Annotated in this window: 13 protein-coding genes; 7 read left to right on the top strand and 6 right to left on the bottom strand. The window is 73.6% G+C overall.

Features of this window, described 5'->3' with window-relative positions:
* The first annotated feature begins 397 nt into the window (after window positions 1-397).
* Window positions 398-979 (top strand): molecular chaperone TorD family protein, encoded by a 582-nt coding sequence (locus tag AB0D67_RS01305; protein ID WP_362928542.1) that lies wholly within the window; start codon window positions 398-400, stop codon window positions 977-979.
* A gap of 24 nt (window positions 980-1,003) precedes the next feature.
* Here the strand turns inward: AB0D67_RS01305 and AB0D67_RS01300 are convergent, their stop codons facing one another.
* On the bottom strand, window positions 1,004-2,806 hold the full coding sequence (locus tag AB0D67_RS01300; protein ID WP_362928540.1) for a glycosyl hydrolase: 1,803 nt from the start codon (window positions 2,804-2,806) through the stop codon (window positions 1,004-1,006).
* Window positions 2,807-3,343: 537 nt separating this feature from the next.
* The gene (locus tag AB0D67_RS01295; RefSeq protein ID WP_179818717.1) at window positions 3,344-3,505 is read right to left on the bottom strand and encodes a hypothetical protein; all 162 of its coding nucleotides are present in this window, start codon (window positions 3,503-3,505) and stop codon (window positions 3,344-3,346) included.
* Window positions 3,506-3,801: 296 nt separating this feature from the next.
* Between AB0D67_RS01295 and AB0D67_RS01290 the strand changes: the two genes are divergently transcribed.
* The 3 genes from AB0D67_RS01290 (at window position 3,802) to AB0D67_RS01280 (ending at window position 7,435) form a co-directional block, all read left to right on the top strand.
* Window positions 3,802-5,202: a family 16 glycosylhydrolase gene (locus AB0D67_RS01290; RefSeq protein ID WP_362928538.1), complete on the top strand. Its 1,401-nt coding sequence runs from the start codon at window positions 3,802-3,804 to the stop codon at window positions 5,200-5,202.
* A 267-nt stretch (window positions 5,203-5,469) separates the two neighbouring features.
* Window positions 5,470-6,063, top strand: coding sequence for an RNA polymerase sigma factor (locus tag AB0D67_RS01285; protein WP_362928758.1), 594 nt, complete (start codon window positions 5,470-5,472; stop codon window positions 6,061-6,063).
* Window positions 6,056-7,435 carry a hypothetical protein gene (locus AB0D67_RS01280; protein WP_362928536.1) on the top strand — a complete coding sequence of 460 codons (1,380 nt, stop codon included), beginning with the start codon at window positions 6,056-6,058 and terminating at the stop codon, window positions 7,433-7,435. Before AB0D67_RS01285 ends, AB0D67_RS01280 begins: the two co-directional genes overlap by 8 nt.
* Window positions 7,436-7,576: 141 nt before the next feature.
* Here AB0D67_RS01280 and AB0D67_RS01275 read toward each other — a convergent pair whose 3' ends face one another.
* The 4 genes from AB0D67_RS01275 to AB0D67_RS01260 form a co-directional block, all read right to left on the bottom strand.
* The gene (locus AB0D67_RS01275; RefSeq protein ID WP_362928534.1) at window positions 7,577-10,153 is read right to left on the bottom strand and encodes a glycoside hydrolase family 3 N-terminal domain-containing protein; all 2,577 of its coding nucleotides are present in this window, start codon (window positions 10,151-10,153) and stop codon (window positions 7,577-7,579) included.
* Window positions 10,154-10,322: 169 nt separating this feature from the next.
* A complete protein-coding gene (locus AB0D67_RS01270) occupies window positions 10,323-11,456 on the bottom strand; it encodes a cellulose binding domain-containing protein (RefSeq protein ID WP_362928532.1) in 1,134 nt (377 codons plus the stop codon).
* A 294-nt stretch (window positions 11,457-11,750) separates the two neighbouring features.
* The gene (locus AB0D67_RS01265; RefSeq protein WP_362928756.1) at window positions 11,751-12,533 is read right to left on the bottom strand and encodes an NUDIX domain-containing protein; all 783 of its coding nucleotides are present in this window, start codon (window positions 12,531-12,533) and stop codon (window positions 11,751-11,753) included.
* 166 nt (window positions 12,534-12,699) lie between these two features.
* Window positions 12,700-13,494: a peptidylprolyl isomerase gene (locus tag AB0D67_RS01260; RefSeq protein WP_362928530.1), complete on the bottom strand. Its 795-nt coding sequence runs from the start codon at window positions 13,492-13,494 to the stop codon at window positions 12,700-12,702.
* Between the two features lie 171 nt (window positions 13,495-13,665).
* Between AB0D67_RS01260 and AB0D67_RS01255 the strand changes: the two genes are divergently transcribed.
* The 3 genes from AB0D67_RS01255 (at window position 13,666) to AB0D67_RS01245 (ending at window position 15,811) form a co-directional block, all read left to right on the top strand.
* Complete coding sequence (locus tag AB0D67_RS01255; RefSeq protein ID WP_362928528.1) at window positions 13,666-14,187, top strand: O-acetyl-ADP-ribose deacetylase; 522 nt, start codon at window positions 13,666-13,668, stop codon at window positions 14,185-14,187.
* A gap of 75 nt (window positions 14,188-14,262) precedes the next feature.
* Window positions 14,263-14,919, top strand: a complete 657-nt coding sequence (locus AB0D67_RS01250) for an NADAR family protein (RefSeq protein WP_362928526.1) — start codon at window positions 14,263-14,265, stop codon at window positions 14,917-14,919.
* A gap of 229 nt (window positions 14,920-15,148) precedes the next feature.
* A complete protein-coding gene (locus AB0D67_RS01245) occupies window positions 15,149-15,811 on the top strand; it encodes a TetR/AcrR family transcriptional regulator (protein ID WP_362928524.1) in 663 nt (220 codons plus the stop codon).
* Window positions 15,812-15,823 lie beyond the last annotated feature (12 nt).

Below are 15,823 nucleotides of genomic sequence, written 5' to 3'. Positions count from 1 at the left end.
CGCGGAAGGTCCGCCGCAGGGCCCGCTGACCGGCCTGCCGCACGGCCGCCCGACATGATGACGGCCGACCGGCCGTATCGCCGGAATTTTCATCCTTTATGTGTACTTAGGGACCTTGGTCCCGAGCGGCCCGACCAAAGACTCTGCCGCGCGGGCCGGCCGGCCCGCCAAGCTGATCCCCGCATGCCCGACGCCAGACGCCAGAGGATCCGGAAGGGATTCCCACGATGATGACCGTCCGACAGGCCGCCCGGGAGACGACCGGGCGAGGACCGTCGGCCATGCCGGCACCGACGCCGTCACAAGCCACGGCGGGCGCCATGTCGTCACGGGCCGCAGCGTCACGGGCCGCAGCGTCACCGGCGCCGCCACAGGTCGCGGCGGGTGCCGCGCGGTCATGAGCGTTCTCGACGGCGGGGTGCGCACCGCCCACATGGTCGCCTCGGTGCTGCTCGGACGGCCCGACGAGGGGCTGCGGGAGGCGTGGCCGCTCCTGGCGAGGTCGGTCTCCACGCTCCCCTTCGGAGAGGTCCGCAACCGGCTGACCGCCTTCCTCGTCCACGTGGCGGCCACGTCCCAGACCGCCCTGCAGTCGCACCACACCGCGGTGCTCGGCCCGGAGCGGAGCCGCCGCTTCCGCCTGACCTGCCACTCCTCCGATGACGCCGCCGAACGCGAGGGAGCCATGCACCGGTTCGAGGGCGCCTTCCGCACGGCGGGGTTCGGCCTGTCCGGCGAGGAGCCGGCCGACCACCTGGCGGCGGTGTGCGAGCTGTCGGCCCGCGGCGCCGTCGAGCCCGCCGTGCAGTTGCTGCGCGAGCACCGCGCGGCCCTGACGGCGCTGCGCGAAGAGCTTGAGACGGAGGGGTCGCCGTACGCCCACGTCGTGGCGGCGGTGCAGGCGACCCTCCCCCCGCCCGGCCCGCGCGAGCGGCGCGCGGTGCCCTGCGTCGCGCGGGGCCGGTCCACCGCCCGATGACACCGTACGGCGGGCCGGCCCGGCTCACCACTTGGTGATGTCGGGAAGCTGGTCGATGGAGATGGTCCTCGGGTTCGCCATCGACGCCTTCCACAGCGACTGGACGTCCTTGCCGCTGCCGTTCCAGTCGCGCGAGGCCCAGACGACGAAGTAGGGCCAGGGCGAGTCGGAGGACGGGTTCAGCGGGCTGAAGGTCTCCGCGACGCCCACGGTCTTGTCGCTCCCGATGGACCGGCAGGTGTTGAAGTCGCCCGAGCTCTGGAAGTAGTCGGAGGTGACGAGGTCGGTGTAGGCGTCACCCGGGTACCACGACGCCAGGGACGTGCCCTGCCCGCTGGCCATGCCGTTGAAGACCCACAGCACGTTGTGCACCCCGGCCGCCTGGGCGCGCTGGAAGATCAGCCTCCAGAGCCGCTTGTAGGCGTCGGCGCCCTTCTTGGTCCACCACATGTAGTTGTTGTTGCTCTCGTGGAGCGGGCGGAAGAGGACGGGGATGCCGGCGTCCCCCATCTTCTTGAGCTCCCGCACGACCAGGTCGATGTCCTGGTAGAGCTTGGACGAGGGGTTGTCGAGGTCGGGCACGAAGTCGCAGGGCGCCGAGTAGTTGCCGCCGCGCGGGCAGTACCAGTGCCACTGGAAGGCCACGATGCCGCGGTGGGAGTTGAACCAGTCGATGACGCTCTGGGTCTCGACGCTTCCCCGGGTGTACTCCATGAAGTCGAAGGCCACCATGGCCGGGTAGCGCCCGGTCAGCGACTTCACCCGGTCGGCGTCGGGGGCGTCGGTCTGGCCGCTGATGTAGGAGTGGGTCTTCAGGTAGCAGAGGAGGTTCCTGGCCTTGGAGTTCGCGGCCTGGTCGGCGGGCGTCTGCCCGCAGGCGGGGCCGGTGGGCGTGGGCGACGGGCTCGGCGCGACGCCGTAGACCTCGAACTCGTGGAGGGAGTAGCCCCAGGAGGTGCCGCGGGCGGTGCCGTACATCCGGACGTAGCGCCCACGGCCCGAGAGGGTCAGGTCGTCGGTCCCTCCGTCACCGGTGACGGTGCTGTAGACCGTCGTCCAGTTCACCGCGTCGTCGGAGACCTGGATCTGGTAGCCCTTGGCGTAGGCGGCCTCCCAGTTCAGGGTCACGTGGACGACGGGGCGGACGACGCCCAGGTCCACCCGGATCCACTGCGGGTCGCTGTAGAGGCTTGACCAGCGGGTGCCGGGGTCGCCGTCCACGGCGAGGCCGGGCCCCTGGGCGGAGCTCTCGTTCGACGAGGACGCGGCCGGCCGGTTCAGCGCCAGGTTGCCGGGCGGCACGGTGGGAGTGGTCGTGGGCGTGACGGTGGGGGTCGCCGTGGGCGTGACCGTGGGGGTGACGGTCGGGTCCGGGGTGGGGGTGGTCGTCGGGCCGGTGCCGCCACCGCAGGCCGCGCCGTTCAGCGTGAAGGCGGCCGGGGCGGCCGTGGAGCCGTTGTAGGTGACGTTGAAGCCGAATCCGGCCGAGCCGCCGCCTCCGGGGATGGCGGCGTTGTAGGAGACGTTCTTCGCCGAGACCGTCGCGCCGGACTGGACGTGGGTGGCGTTCCACATGTCGTTGACGATCTGTCCGCCGGGGAAGGTCCAGGTCAGCGTCCAGCCGTCGACGGCGGTGGGAGCGTCGTTGACGACGGTCACGTTGACGGTGCCGCCGGAGCCCCAGTCGTTGACGACCTGGTACAGCACCCGGCAGGGGGCCGCGGCGGCCTGCGCGGCGGGCAGTGCGACCAGCACGGCGGCCAGCAGGGCCACCGCCGCCGTGAGGCTCGTCAGAGTGGCTCTGACGCGCCGTCCATGATCTCTCATGCGATCTCCTGGGCGTACGAGGGTGGGGGGCGCCCCGGGCGGCGCGCCTCTCCCTCGGAACGGGGCGGCGCGCCGCGGCCCGGCCGGGACACCGGTCGGCGCGGCGGCCCGTCGGCGGGGTACGAGGATGGTTGAACTAAACCGGTTCAGCTGTCAAACATCCGGGATAGGGTCTGCCGCTACCTCGAACAGCACGTGAAAGTTTCACCTGACCCCGTGTTTCGGAAGCCTTTCGGACGATCCGGGAAAAGGCTTTCCTTTACCGGTTCAGGAAGTACGGTGACCGCGTGGAGACCCTGGAGGGCACGCCGGGGACACGGCGGTCCCACCGGGGCGAGGTGGAAGGATCGCCGCCGCACACCCCGGAACCGGCCGGGGGCACGCGGCGGGCAGGCTCGGGGTCAGGCGGACGCGGGGTCAGGCGGACGCGGGGCCCCGGTCGGCAGGCGCGGAACCAGGCGGGCCCCGGTCGGCGGACGCGGGAGCAGGCGGGCGCGGGTCGGACGAACCCGAGACCCCTGCCGGGCAGGTACGGGATCAGGCGGGCGCGAGACGCTCGGCGGCCATGTCGCGGAGCCGGTCGGCGAACGCGAGCGCCTGCTCGGGTGTCATGCGCGGCTCGGGACCGACGTAGAAGACCACGATGTCGCCGTTGGGGGACGTCGTGGCCGCGAAGGGGAGCGAAGGTGAGATGACCATGATGAGATCATTCTTGCCTGCCCCACCGACATTTCGCAGTTCGTTCAACCCGCGGCCGACCGCTACGGCGCCGTCCGCGCCTTGCCGATCCGCGCACGGAACTTGCCCGTACGCGTCCGGAGCCGTCGATCGCCTCTCCCGCCCGGGGCGGAGGAGGACAGTATGGTTCTCCTCCAGACCGCGGCGGGTACCGGCCTCCACGGAGCAGGTGAGGGCCGCCCACCGCGCACGGACCGCTCCGGCGCGCGCCGTACGGCCGCACGGGCCGACCATTCCCCCCAGCTCACCGAGGCAGCATGTCAACCAGAAAACTCCTGACCGTGTCCGTGTCCTCCCTGGTGGTCGCGGGCGCCCTGTGGACGGGCACCGGGACCGCCCGCACGGCGTCGTCCTCGACGCTCACCGTCGCGAGCACCGCCGACACGACGATCACCCAGGTGACGCAGGACGGTGACAACGGCGTCAAGACGACGCTCGCCACCTGCCCCGCGACGTGCGAGGGCAACTCCCGGGGACAGCGCGACGCCGTCGTCGCGTTCGACGTCAGCGGGCTTCCCGCAGGCGCCCGGAACATCAGGGCGAGCCTCCAGCTGTACTCCTGGAACGCCTACACCGCGACCACCACGGCGCACACCACGACCGGGGACGCCACCGGTGACGGCTCATGGGCCGACCGGGGCACGCCGGGTGCGGCGCTGGACACCAGGACCGCCGTCACCGCCGGATACAACGCCTGGGACGTCTCCGAGGCCGTCCGCGGCAACGGGAAGCTCGTCTTCACCGTCATGCAGACGGCACGCACCACCCGCACCTACTGGGCCTCCCGGGAGAACTCATCCGCCTCCCTCAGGCCCCGCCTGGTCATCACCTACGACCCCTCGTCCACCGCCTCGCCGTCCCCCACCGGCAGCCCCACACCGAAACCGACCGCGTCCCCGACGTCCAGTCCGACGCCGACGGCCTCCTCGACCGGCGGCCCGGCCGGTTGGACGAAAGTCTGGGCCGACGAGTTCGACGGCGCGTCTCTGGACACCTCGACGTGGGAGGCACGGAACAACACGCGCGTGGACTTCGACCGGGCCTGCATCACCAACCGGCCGGAGAACGTCCGCGTCTCGGGAGGGTCGCTCTTCCTCACGGCGCGGAAGGAGACGCGCACCTGCGGCTCGGAGACCCGCGCCTACACCACCGCCTACCTCACCACCATGAAGCGGCTCTCGTTCACCTACGGGCGCTTCGAGGTACGGGCCAAGTCGCCCAACGGCCCGACCGGCTCGACCGGGCTGTGGCCCGCCTTCTGGCTCCGCCCCGAGGACGGCGCCAACGGTGAGATCGACGTCATGGAGCTGCCCGGCGGGTCGGCGTACTACGCGGCGGCCACCCAGGCCATCTTCAACAGCTACAGTCCCCAGGTGAAGCAGGACCAGCGTTTCCCCTTCACCACCGGGTACCCCGGCGACGGCTTCCACACCTACACCACCGAGTGGGAACCCGGGGTGATGCGGTGGTACATCGACGGCCGGAAGGTCTGGCAGCGGGACCGCACGACCACCTCATGGTTCGACTCGGCGTTCAGCAAGCCGTACCACCTGCGGTTCACCTTCCACGTGGGCGGCTGGCTCGGTGACCCCGACGCCGCCACCCGGTTCCCCGCGGACTTCCAGGTCGACTACGTCCGCGTCTGGAAGCGGAGCTAGCGGTCGTCCCGCCGACGGGACGCCGGTCCCGAGAGTGCGGCGGCGGGTCGGATGAGCCGTGACATGCCGGTGGGGTGGGCAAGGATGCCGGGGAGCCGGCCCTGGGAGGTGACCGCCGCGCGGGCGTGAAAGCTCGGCGGCGGATCGGGAGAGGAAAGGGTGACCGCCGAACCACGCCCAGGGTCCGTCCGGTGGATCCTCGCCGCGACGGAGATCCACCGGACGGGACCCGAGGGCCGCACCCGACCGGAGACCGTCGTGACGACGATGTGCCAGGCCGCCCACCCGGTGGGGGACGCCGGAACCGACCGGCTCCCCCTGGACGACCCGGAACGGTTCACCGCGATCTTCGACGCCCATTTCGGGGAGATCCACCGCTACGTCGCCCAGCGGCTCGGCCCGGACGCCGCGGAGGACGTCGTCGCCGAGACGTTCCTCACCGCGTTCCGCAAGCGGGCGCGCTACGACCCCTCCCGCGCCGGCGTCCGGGCCTGGCTGTACGGCATCGCCACCAACCTCGTCAGCAGGCACCGCCGCGTCGAGGTGCGCACGTTGCGCGCCCTCGGACGGCACGGTCCCGACCCCGACCATCCGGGCCACGAGGAGCGGGTCACCGTACGGGTGAGCGCGCAGAGCCTGCGGCCGGAGCTGGCGGCGGCCCTGGCCGGGCTGCACCGCCGCGACCGCGACGTGCTGCTCCTGGTCGCCCTGGCCGGGCTGAGCCACGAGGAGATCGCCACCGCTCTCGGCATCCCGTACGGGACCGTCGGCTCGCGGCTGAACCGGGCCAGAAGGAAGCTCCGCGCCGCGCTCGGCGGCGTCAACCCGATGCTCGACGCCGAGGAGGCCGGTCGTGGATGAGCTGGAGAGGGTCCGCGAGCTGTACGGCGAGCCGCAGGCCGGCCCCTTCGCCGAGGCCCGGGTGCGCGCCAGGCTGGATGCCGCGATCGGCGCCGGAGCGGAGGGCGAAGCCGGCGCGAGGAGCGGGATCGGGGCGGGGAGCGGCTCCCGCCGTCCGCGGCCGCCGTGGGCGATGGCGGTCGCCGGCCTCGCCGTCGCCGTCGCGGCGGCGACGGCGGTGATCGCGGTCCCGGTGACGTCCGGGGTTCCGGGATCCGGCGGCCCGGGATCCGGCGGCCCGGGATCCGGCGGCACGTCGGGCGGACCCGGCACGGGGGCCGCCGGGCTCTCCGGGCTCTCCGGGCTCTCCGGGCGGTCGATCCTGCTCGCGGCGGCCACCTCGGCCGAGTCCGGGGCCGGAGCCGAAGCCGGGGCGGGGACGACGGCGGCCGGCGCCTACTGGCATGTCGCGAAGCTGCGCCGGCGGACCCTGCCGGAACCGCTGGGCGACGGCCCGGACCGGTACCGCGTGGTGGAGTGGCGGCTGACCGAGCTGTGGGCAGCCAGGGACGGCCGGGCCTGGACCGCCTCCCGGGCGCTGGGGGTCCGCCCCGCGGGTGAGGCCGACGAGGCGGCCTGGCGCCGCGACGGTTCCCCGTCGGAGTGGCGGAACGGACCGGCGGGGCTGTCCACGTCCCCGGGCGAGGGCGAGCTCACGGAGATCACCGGCGAGGCGCCCTTCAGCATGGCGGGTCACGGGATGACCCTGCGGCGGATCGAGGGCCTCCCGTCGGACCCGCGGGCGCTGCGGGACCTGGTGGCCGGGACGGTGGCGGAGCCGCCCGCCCCCGGAACGCCCGCCCCCGGAACTCCCGCCCCCGGAACGACGGACCCCGACACGACGGACCACGGCACGACGGGCGGCGACGGGACCGTGCCGGATGGCACGGCGGGCAGCGGGGACACGACCGGCGAGGCCGGCATGGCTCACGGGACCCACAGGACCGGCCGGGCCGGCCGGGCCGCGGTGGACGGGGGTCTCGTGGCGGACGCGCTGAGCGGTCTGCTGTGGAGCAAGCCGTCCCCGCCCGCCGTGCGCGCCGCCGCCTACCGGGCCCTCGCCGAGTCGCCGGACGTCCGTTACCTGGGCCGGGCAGCCGACGCGCGGGGCAGGGCGGGTGAGGCGTTCTCCTTCACCGTGCGGACCCCCGTGCCCTTCCGGCGGACGCTGGTCATCGACCCGGGCACCTCCCAGGTGCTGTCCAGCACCACCTCCGGCCGGCCGGGGGCGGCCGGCGACGAGGTGGAGGTGGTGCTGGAGGCGGGCTGGACGGACGACGGGCCCGCCGTGACCCCGGTGTCCCGGCTGCCCCGCGTCCCCTGGCCCTCCTGAGCGGGACGGCGTCCGCGCGGACACCCGGACGAGGTCCCGGCCGGAGGGTCCGGCGGCCCGGACGAGGCCCCGGGGCTCCGCGCGGAGCCCCGGGACGCCGACCGGCCGGGGCCGGCCGCGGGACGCCGGCCGTCCGGGTTCTCAGGACACCGAGCAGGGCGTGCCGTTCAGGGTGAACGCGGCCGGGGCCGGGTTGCCGGAGCCGTAGGAGCCGTTGAACCCGATGCCGGTCGAGGCGCCGGGCGCGAGGGAGGCGTTCCACGACAGGCTCGTCGCGGTGACGTCGGCGCCCGACTGCGACCAGGTCGCCGACCAGCCCTGGGTGACGCGCTGGTCGCCGGGGAAGGTGAACCGCAGCGTCCAGCCGTTGATCGCGGAGGTCCCGGTGTTGGCGACGGTGACGGTGGCCCCGAAGCCCCCGCCGCCCCAGTCGCCGGCGGCGTAGGTGATCCGGCATCCCCCGCCGCCGTTCCCGGCGCCCGTGGTGACGTTCACCGTGCCGGACCTGGGCGAGCGGTTGCCCGCCGCGTCACGCGCGTAGACCGCGAACGTGTACGCGGTGCCCGCGGACAGGCCGGTGACCGTCGCCGAGGGGGCCGCCTGCGTCGCCACCGTGGTCTCGGTCGTGCCCTGCACCCGTACGACGTCGTAGGCCGTCACGCCGACGTCGTCGCTCGACGCCGCCCAGGACAGTTTGACCTGCGAGGACGTCACCTCCGACGCGACCGGCACACCGGGCGCGGACGGCGGGGCGGTGTCGGCGGGCGTGTCCCGGTAGGTCAGGCCGTGGCCGTAGGGGAAGAGCGGCGTCTTGCCGTCCCCGTCGTTGATCGGCTGCTGGCTCACGTCGCTCATCCAGGTCATCGGCAGCTTCCCGGTGGGCTTGACCGCGCCGAACAGGACGTCGGCGACGCCCCGCCCCTCGGTGCCCGGCAGCCAGGCGGCCACCAGGGCGTCCCAGCCGGGCAGCTGGGCGGCGATGTCCAGCGGGCGGCCCGAGACCAGCACCACGACCAGCGGCACCCCGGCCCGGCGCAGCGTGTCGAGGGTGCGCAGGTCGGTGGCGTCCAGGCCCATGGATCCGGTGCGGTCGCCCTGGCCCTCGGCGTACGGGGTCTCGCCCACCACGGCGATCGCCGCCCGGTAGGAGCCGTCGACGCCGCTGCCGTCGCGGCTGTAGGTCACCGTCGCCGCCGGGCCGACGGTGTCGCGGATGCCCTGGAGGATGGTGGTGCCGGGGGTGATGTTCCCCGTGGAGCCCTGCCAGGTGACGGTCCAGCCGCCGCTCTGGACGCCGATGTCGTCGGCGCTCTTGCCGGCGACGAAGATCTTCCCGCCCGAGGCGGCCAGCGGCAGGACGTTCCCGCTGTTCTTCAGCAGCACCTGCGACTTCGCCACCGCCTGGCGGGCCAGGGCGCGGTGCGCCGCGCTGCCCACGGTGGAGGTGTAGGACCGGTCGGTCAGCGGCTTCTCGAAGAGTCCCAGCTCGAACTTCTTGGTCAGGATGCGCCGTACGGCGTCGTCCACCCGCGAGGTCGCCACCCGTCCGGCCTGCACCTCGGCCCGCAGCAGGGTGATGAACTGCTTCCACGCCTGGGGCTCCATCACCATGTCGACGCCGGCGTTGACCGCGGTGCGCACGTCGGTGGCCGACAGCCCCTCGGCGCCGTCGATCTGGTCCACGCCGTTCCAGTCGGAGACGACGATCCCGGTGAAGCCCAGCTCGCCCTTGAGCACGGAGGTGATCAGGTAGCGGTCGCCGTGCGTCTTGACGCCGTTCCAGCTGCTGTAGGAGACCATCACCGAGCCGACCCCGCGGTCCACCGCGGCCTTGAACGGCGGCAGGTGGACCGCCCGCAGCTCGGCCTCGGTCAGGCGGGCGTCGCCCTGGTCGTCCCCGCCGGCCGTGCCGCCGTCTCCGACGTAGTGCTTGGCGGTGGCCATCACCGAGGCCGGGCCGCCCAGCTGCGAGCCCTGCAGTCCGGTGACGATCGTCGTCATCGACGAGGGGAGTTCGGGCACCTCGCCGAACGACTCGTAGGTGCGTCCCCACCGGTCGTCGCGCGCCACGCACACGCAGGGGGCGAAGTCCCAGTCGACGCCCGTGCCGGAGACCTCCTCGGCGACCGCCCGGCCGATCTGCCGCACCAGCTCGGGGTCCCGGGTGGCGCCGAGCCCGATGTTGTGCGGGAAGATCGTGGCGCCGACCACGTTGTTGTGGCCGTGCACCGCGTCCGCGCCGTAGACGAGGGGGACGCCCAGCGGCGTGGCGAGGGCGGCCCGCTGGAAGCCGTCGTACATGTCGGCCCAGGAGGCGGCGTTGTTCGGGGAGGGCGCCGAGCCGCCTCCCGACAGCAGGGAGCCCAGCCGGTAGGTCGTGATGTCGGAGGCGGTGACGGAGGCGCGCTCCGCCTGGGTCATCTGGCCGATCTTCTCGTCCAGCGTCATCCGCGAGAGCAGGTCGGCGACGCGGGTCGCCACCGACAGGGACGGGTCCCGGTAGGGCTCCCCGGCCGCGGCCCGGAGCCCCGCTCCCGTCCCGGCCACGGCCGTGGTTCCCGCTCCGGCCACGGTCGTGGTCCCCGTCCCGGTTCCCGGGGCGGACACGGCCCCGGCCGTGGTGGTCGCCGCCGGGATCGACATCCCGGCGGCCAGCAGCGCGGCGGTGAGCCCGGCGCGGAGCCGGGCCCGGCGGCCGGGCAGGAGGGAGGTGCGCACTTCGGTCCCCTTCACAGGGTTCGGCCCCCTTCACGAGGGTCGTCGGCGGGGCGGGCGTCGTGCAGGCCGGTGGCACGGCACGGGTACGGCGTCCCGGTCCGGGACCGGGACGCCGCGGCGGAAGGCCCGGGGGTACGGCCGGGCGAATGCGCCGTACCCCCGGTCCGGTTCAGGACGCGGTGCAGGTGTAGCCCGAGGGAACCTGGAGGTTGCCGCCGGGACGGGTGACCTGGAAGCCGAAGCTCGCCTTGGCGCCGGGCGCGAGGGAGCCGTTGTGGCTCACGTTGCGCGCGGTGACGGTCTGCCCGTTGACGGTCACGCCGGCGTTCCAGGAGCCGGAGAGCGTGTGCCCGGCGGGGAGGGTGAAGGTGACGGTCCAGCCGTTGGTCGTCGAGGAGCCGGTGTTCGTGACGGTGACCGGATCGATGACGTAGCCGTTGTTCCACTGGTTCGCGGTGGACCCGGCGGCCGAGCAGGTGCGGCCGCCGCCGTTACCCGGGTCGCCGTTGCCGGGGTCGCTCCCGCCGACGCTGTAGGAGAAGTCGTTCACCGCCAGGCCGTTCTGGCCCACCCACGGCTCGAAGCCCGCTTGGACGCTGGTGAGGTACCACGACCGCTGGGCGTAGCCGCGGTTGATCGCGTCGTCGGCGAAGGTGCGCACGGCGAAGCTGATCGAGTTCGTCGCCGAGGTGCGGACGTAGGAGATCACGTTCCAGCCGATGTTGCCGTACCAGACCTCCCAGGTGGCCCCGGCGAGGTTGACCATGCCCACCCGCGAGCCGACCGGCTGGATCGACCCCACGCGGTTGAGCCACACCATGATCTCCGCGCCGGTGTTCTGGCCGTCGGTCCGCGGGGTCGGGTCGAACCAGATGTCGTAGGCGGCGTCGTACACCCCGCCTCCGGGGTAGCTCATGCTGACGCTGGTCTGGACGCCGTTGAACCGGCTGTCGCTGACCCGCATCGGCAGGCCGCTGCCGGAGGTGCAGTTGGCGTAGTGGCAGCCGGCGTAGATCGACGGGTACGAGCCCGGCGCGCCGTTCGTCGGCTTGTTGTGGCTCGCCTGGGTGACGGTGAAACCGGTGCCCGTGACGTTGATGCACTGGGTCGTGTCGTCGCCCCAGTTGTTGTTCTGGACGATGTACTTGCCGTTCTGGATGCTGGTCGAGCCGTACTTCTCGCAGATGGTCGTGTCGGCACGCGCCGGGGCGGTGACCGCTCCGGCCGCGAGGACCAGGCCGAGCGCGGCGAGGATCACCGCGACGGCCCGGCTCATGCCGCGTCGTTCCGTCGTGTCCGTCATGGTGCGCTGCTCCGGGGGTCGCGAACGTCTGCAGGGTCCCTCCTGCACGACGCACCATAAAGTCCGGTCTCCCCGCTGCAAACGGCCGTCCGGCCGCGCCGCGCCGCGTCCGGCCGGTCACCAGGCGCGATCCTCACCGGCGGGCCGCGGGGCCCGTGAAAATTTCACCTGCCCCGCCCGGCCGGAGCCCCATGGCCCGAAGCCCCATGGCCTGGAGCCGGGGCCGGGGCCGGGGGTCAGGGCCCGGGATCCGTCCGCGTGGAGTTCACCGGCCGGAGCCCGTCTGCCCGGAACTCACCCCGCCGGGTCGTCCCAGCCGTGGAGCGCGAAGCCCCGCCCCTCGGCGATCGCCCGCAGGGCCGCCGCAGGGTAGGCGACCATGTCGGCGGGCAGCGCGTCGAGCGGGTACCAGTCCAGGCCGTCGCACTTGCCGGGCTCGGCGTTGTACGGCTCGCCGGTCCAGCGCTCGGCCCGGAAGAACAGCCCGATCCGGTCGGGGGCGCGGTGCATGACGTGGACGAACGTCAGGTCCGCCGGGTCGACGGTGACGCCGACCTCCTCCTCCGCCTCGCGGGCCGCGGCCCGGATCGCCGGCTCCCCGGCCTCCAGGTGCCCGCTGGGCAGATGCCACAGGCCGTCGCCGTACCCGGTGTTCGCCCGCCGTCCGAGCAGCAGCGCGCCGTCGCGGACGAACATCACGTGCACGTCGACGATCGCGGTGAACCGGGTCTCACGCACCCGGTGCGGCGCGGTCGCGACGCGCCGGTCGAGGGCCTGCGCCCACTTGACGGCGACGGCGGCGACCTGGATCAGCTCGCCGCGCAGCAGGTCGGGGTCGTCCTCGGCGAACGCCTCCAGGACCTCCTCGTGCAGGATGTGCCGCCAGGTGACCCTCCCCGCCCGCTTGGCCCCGTCGAGGTCGCGCTTGGCGCGGTCGGCGGCGGCCGTGCCCTCGGGGCCGGTGCCGTCGGGGTGCTCCTGCACGCCCCACATGGCGTCCTGCGCGGCCCGCTCGGCGGCGACGTCGGCGAGCACCTTCCTCAGGGATCCCGGCACGCCGGAGTCTCCGTCGGCCATCACACCCACACCCTCTCCTCGCGCGTGCCCGCCGTACGGTCTCCGGCGGGTCCGCCGTACGGCCGTACGGTCGCGGCGGCGGAGCGGCGTCCGGCGGTGACGCCCTTCGCGGGTGATCCACCGCGAAAAGGCGTCACCGCCGACGACCGGTACCGGATCCGGGCGTCTAGTGACGGATCCGGGCGTCGCGGATGTCGGCCGGGAGGGCGGGCCTGCCGTCGACCGGCGGGGTCGGGCCCCCCTCGGCGGGCTGGATGCCGCCGGCCGCGATGCGGTCCAGGGCGGCGAGCCCGGCGGCGTCGACCGTCCCGAAGACCGTGTAGTTGGCCGCCAGACCGGAGTCGCCGTAGACCAGGAAGAACTGGCTGCCGTTGGTGTCCGGTCCGGCGTTGGCCATGGCCAGCAGCCCACGCGCGTACGTCCTGCGCTGCCCGGTGGAGTCACCCGGCCACGGCGGCAGATCGGTGGGCAGTTCGTCCTTGTACCGGTAGCCCGGTCCGCCCTCGCCGGTGAAGCCGGGATCACCGCACTGCAGCACCTTCAGCCGGTCGTAGGCGGTCAGCCGGTGGCATGAGGTGCGGTCGTAGAACCCGTGCCGGACCAGGTGCACGAAACTCTGCACCGTGCAGGGCGCCTTGGCCGGGTCGAGGGTGAGCCCGATGTCGCCGTGGTTGGTCTTGAGGACCGCGGAGACGGGGCGGGCGGGCGTGCGGCGCGGGTCCGGCGGGAGGGGGACCCTGCGCACGGCCGGCTCGTCCGGGGTCGGGGTGTACCGGCACGGACCCTTCGTCGGGCTCGTCGGGCTCGGCGGCCTGCCTGCGGCCCCGGCGGCCGAAGCGGGCATCGCTCCCGACGCGACCAGCGAGCCCGCCGCCGCCATGACCAGCGCGGCGCGTACCGCGCGGCGCGGCAACGCTCTGTCGAACACGGTGACCTCCCGGGAGATGATCGATGACCTCATGAGGTCTAATCGATCTGACCGAGGACGTCAAGGACTCGGCGGCGCACCCGTGGGACGCGAGGGGGCCGGCGGGGAGGGACGTCGCCCTCTCCACCGGCCGCCACGGGCTCCCCCTACGCGTGTGCCGACCGGAACGCCGCCGCGGCCCGCGCCGGATGGCAGACTCGGACCATGTGGATGAGGCTGGTCCATGGGGACATCACCACCCAGAACGTCGACGCCGTCGTCAACGCCGCCAACTCCTCGCTCCTCGGGGGCGGTGGGGTCGACGGGGCGATCCACCGGCGCGGCGGCCCGGCGATCCTCGCCGAGTGCCGTGAGCTCCGCGCCTCCCGCTACGTCCACGGGCTGCCGACCGGCATGGCGGTGGCCACCACCGCGGGCGATCTGCCGGCCCGCTGGGTCATCCACACCGTCGGCCCCGTCTTCTCCGCCGACGAGGACCGCTCGGAGCTGCTCGCCTCCTGCTACCGCGAGTCGCTGCGGGTCGCCGACGAACTCGGCGCGGCCCGCGTCGCCTTCCCGGCGGTGTCGGCGGGGGTCTACGGCTGGCCGATGGACGACGCCGCCCGCATCGCGGTCGACACCGTGAACGCCACGGCCACACGGGTGTCGGAGGTGTGGTTCGTCCTGTTCACCGCGACCGCCCACACCTCCTTCGACTGGGCGCTCAGCCGGCTGAACCGGGAGTGACCCCGCGCCCGGCCGTGCCCGTCAATCCGGTGGCCCGGCCGCGGCCGTACGTGGCATGGTGAACCGGTGTCCGGAATGAGCAGACTTCCCCGTTCCGTCGATGAGGCCGTGGCCGCCGAGCGGGACGGCGTGGTGCTCCGTCACCTGTTCTTCTGGGGGCACCGGCCGCCACGCGGCGGAGGCGTCGGCCCGGGATGCCTCAGCCAGTGGTGGGAGGCCCCCTTCACCTCGGACGGGCACGTCTTCCGCTCCGCGGAGCACTACATGATGGCCCACAAGGCGTGGCTGTTCGGCGACGGCGGGACCGCCGCGCGAATCCTCGGAGCCCGGCATCCCGGCGAGGTCAAACAGCTCGGCCGCGAGGTCCGGGGCTTCGACGAGACCGTCTGGCGCGAGCATCGCTACGGGATCGTGGTGCGCGGCGGTGTCGCGAAGTTCGGCGCGCACCCGGAGCTGAGGGAGTTCCTGCTGGGCACCCGCGGCCGGGTTCTGGTCGAGGCCAGCCCGGTGGACCGGATCTGGGGCATCGGGCTGGCGGCGGACGACGCACGCGCCGCCTCCCCCGCCGCCTGGCTCGGCCTCAACCTGCTGGGCTTCGCCCTCATGGACGCCCGCGACGCCCTGACGGACGGCGACCCGGCGGACAGCGGCTTGACGGACGGTGACCCGAAGGACGGCGACCCGGCGGCTCCGGGGACGGGTACGGGGCTCATCCCGAACGCGTCGCAGTGATCGCTCATGTACCCGGCTCCCGGCCTCACGCGGTGTGAGGGCCGAGCCGGATCCGTGAACCCCGGTCTCGCCCCGACCATGTGGCCGGCCGGCCGGGCCACCGCGCCGAGCCTGCCTTCGGGCGGCCGTACGGCCCGCGCCGGATCCCGGCGGGCACGGGTCACGCCGGATCCCGGTGGGACGCGGACCGTACTGTATCGAGCATTCCAAAATGTGTTACGGTGACCGCATGGCACGGCCGAGGACGTTCGACGAGGACCGGGCCCTGGACGCGGCGATGCACGCCTTCTGGGAGAAGGGCTACGAGGCCACCTCGACCCAGGACCTGTGCGACGCCACCGGCCTGGGCCGCAGCAGCATCTACAACGCCTTCGCCAGCAAGCACGACCTGTTCAAGCGCGCGCTGGCCCGCTACATCGAGACCATGAACGCCGCCCAGTTCGCCCTCCTGGAGGACGAGAGCCGGCCCGGCGCGGAGCGGATCCGCACCCTGTTCGCCATGGTGATCGGCGACGACCCGGACGACCGGCGCGGTTGCCTTTCCGTCAACACCGTCGTGGAGCTCGCCGACCGCGACCCGGAGGCGGCCGCGATGCTGGAACGCGACACCGCGCGCCGGCTGGCCGTCATGCGCGTGGCGCTGGAGGCCGGACAGCGCGAGGGCGACATCACCTCCTCCCGGGACGCGGCCTCCCTGGCCCGTTTCGTCAACGCGGTGATCGCGGGGTTGCGGGTCTCCGGCCAGGGAGGCGCCGACCGCGCCACGCTGGAGGCGGTCGCGGCGACGGCGATGGACGCGCTCACCCGAGAGCCGGATCCGCCCGGCCCCGCGCCCCGCGAGCCCGCACCCTCGGACCTCGGACCCACCGGGCCGCCCGCCCAGGACCGCTGAACGCCGGATCGC

Source organism: Streptosporangium sp. NPDC048047 (genome assembly GCF_040653115.1).
Classification (GTDB): domain Bacteria; phylum Actinomycetota; class Actinomycetes; order Streptosporangiales; family Streptosporangiaceae; genus Streptosporangium.
Note: the sequence above shows the minus strand (reverse complement) of the source record. Positions and strands in the feature narration are given on the sequence as shown.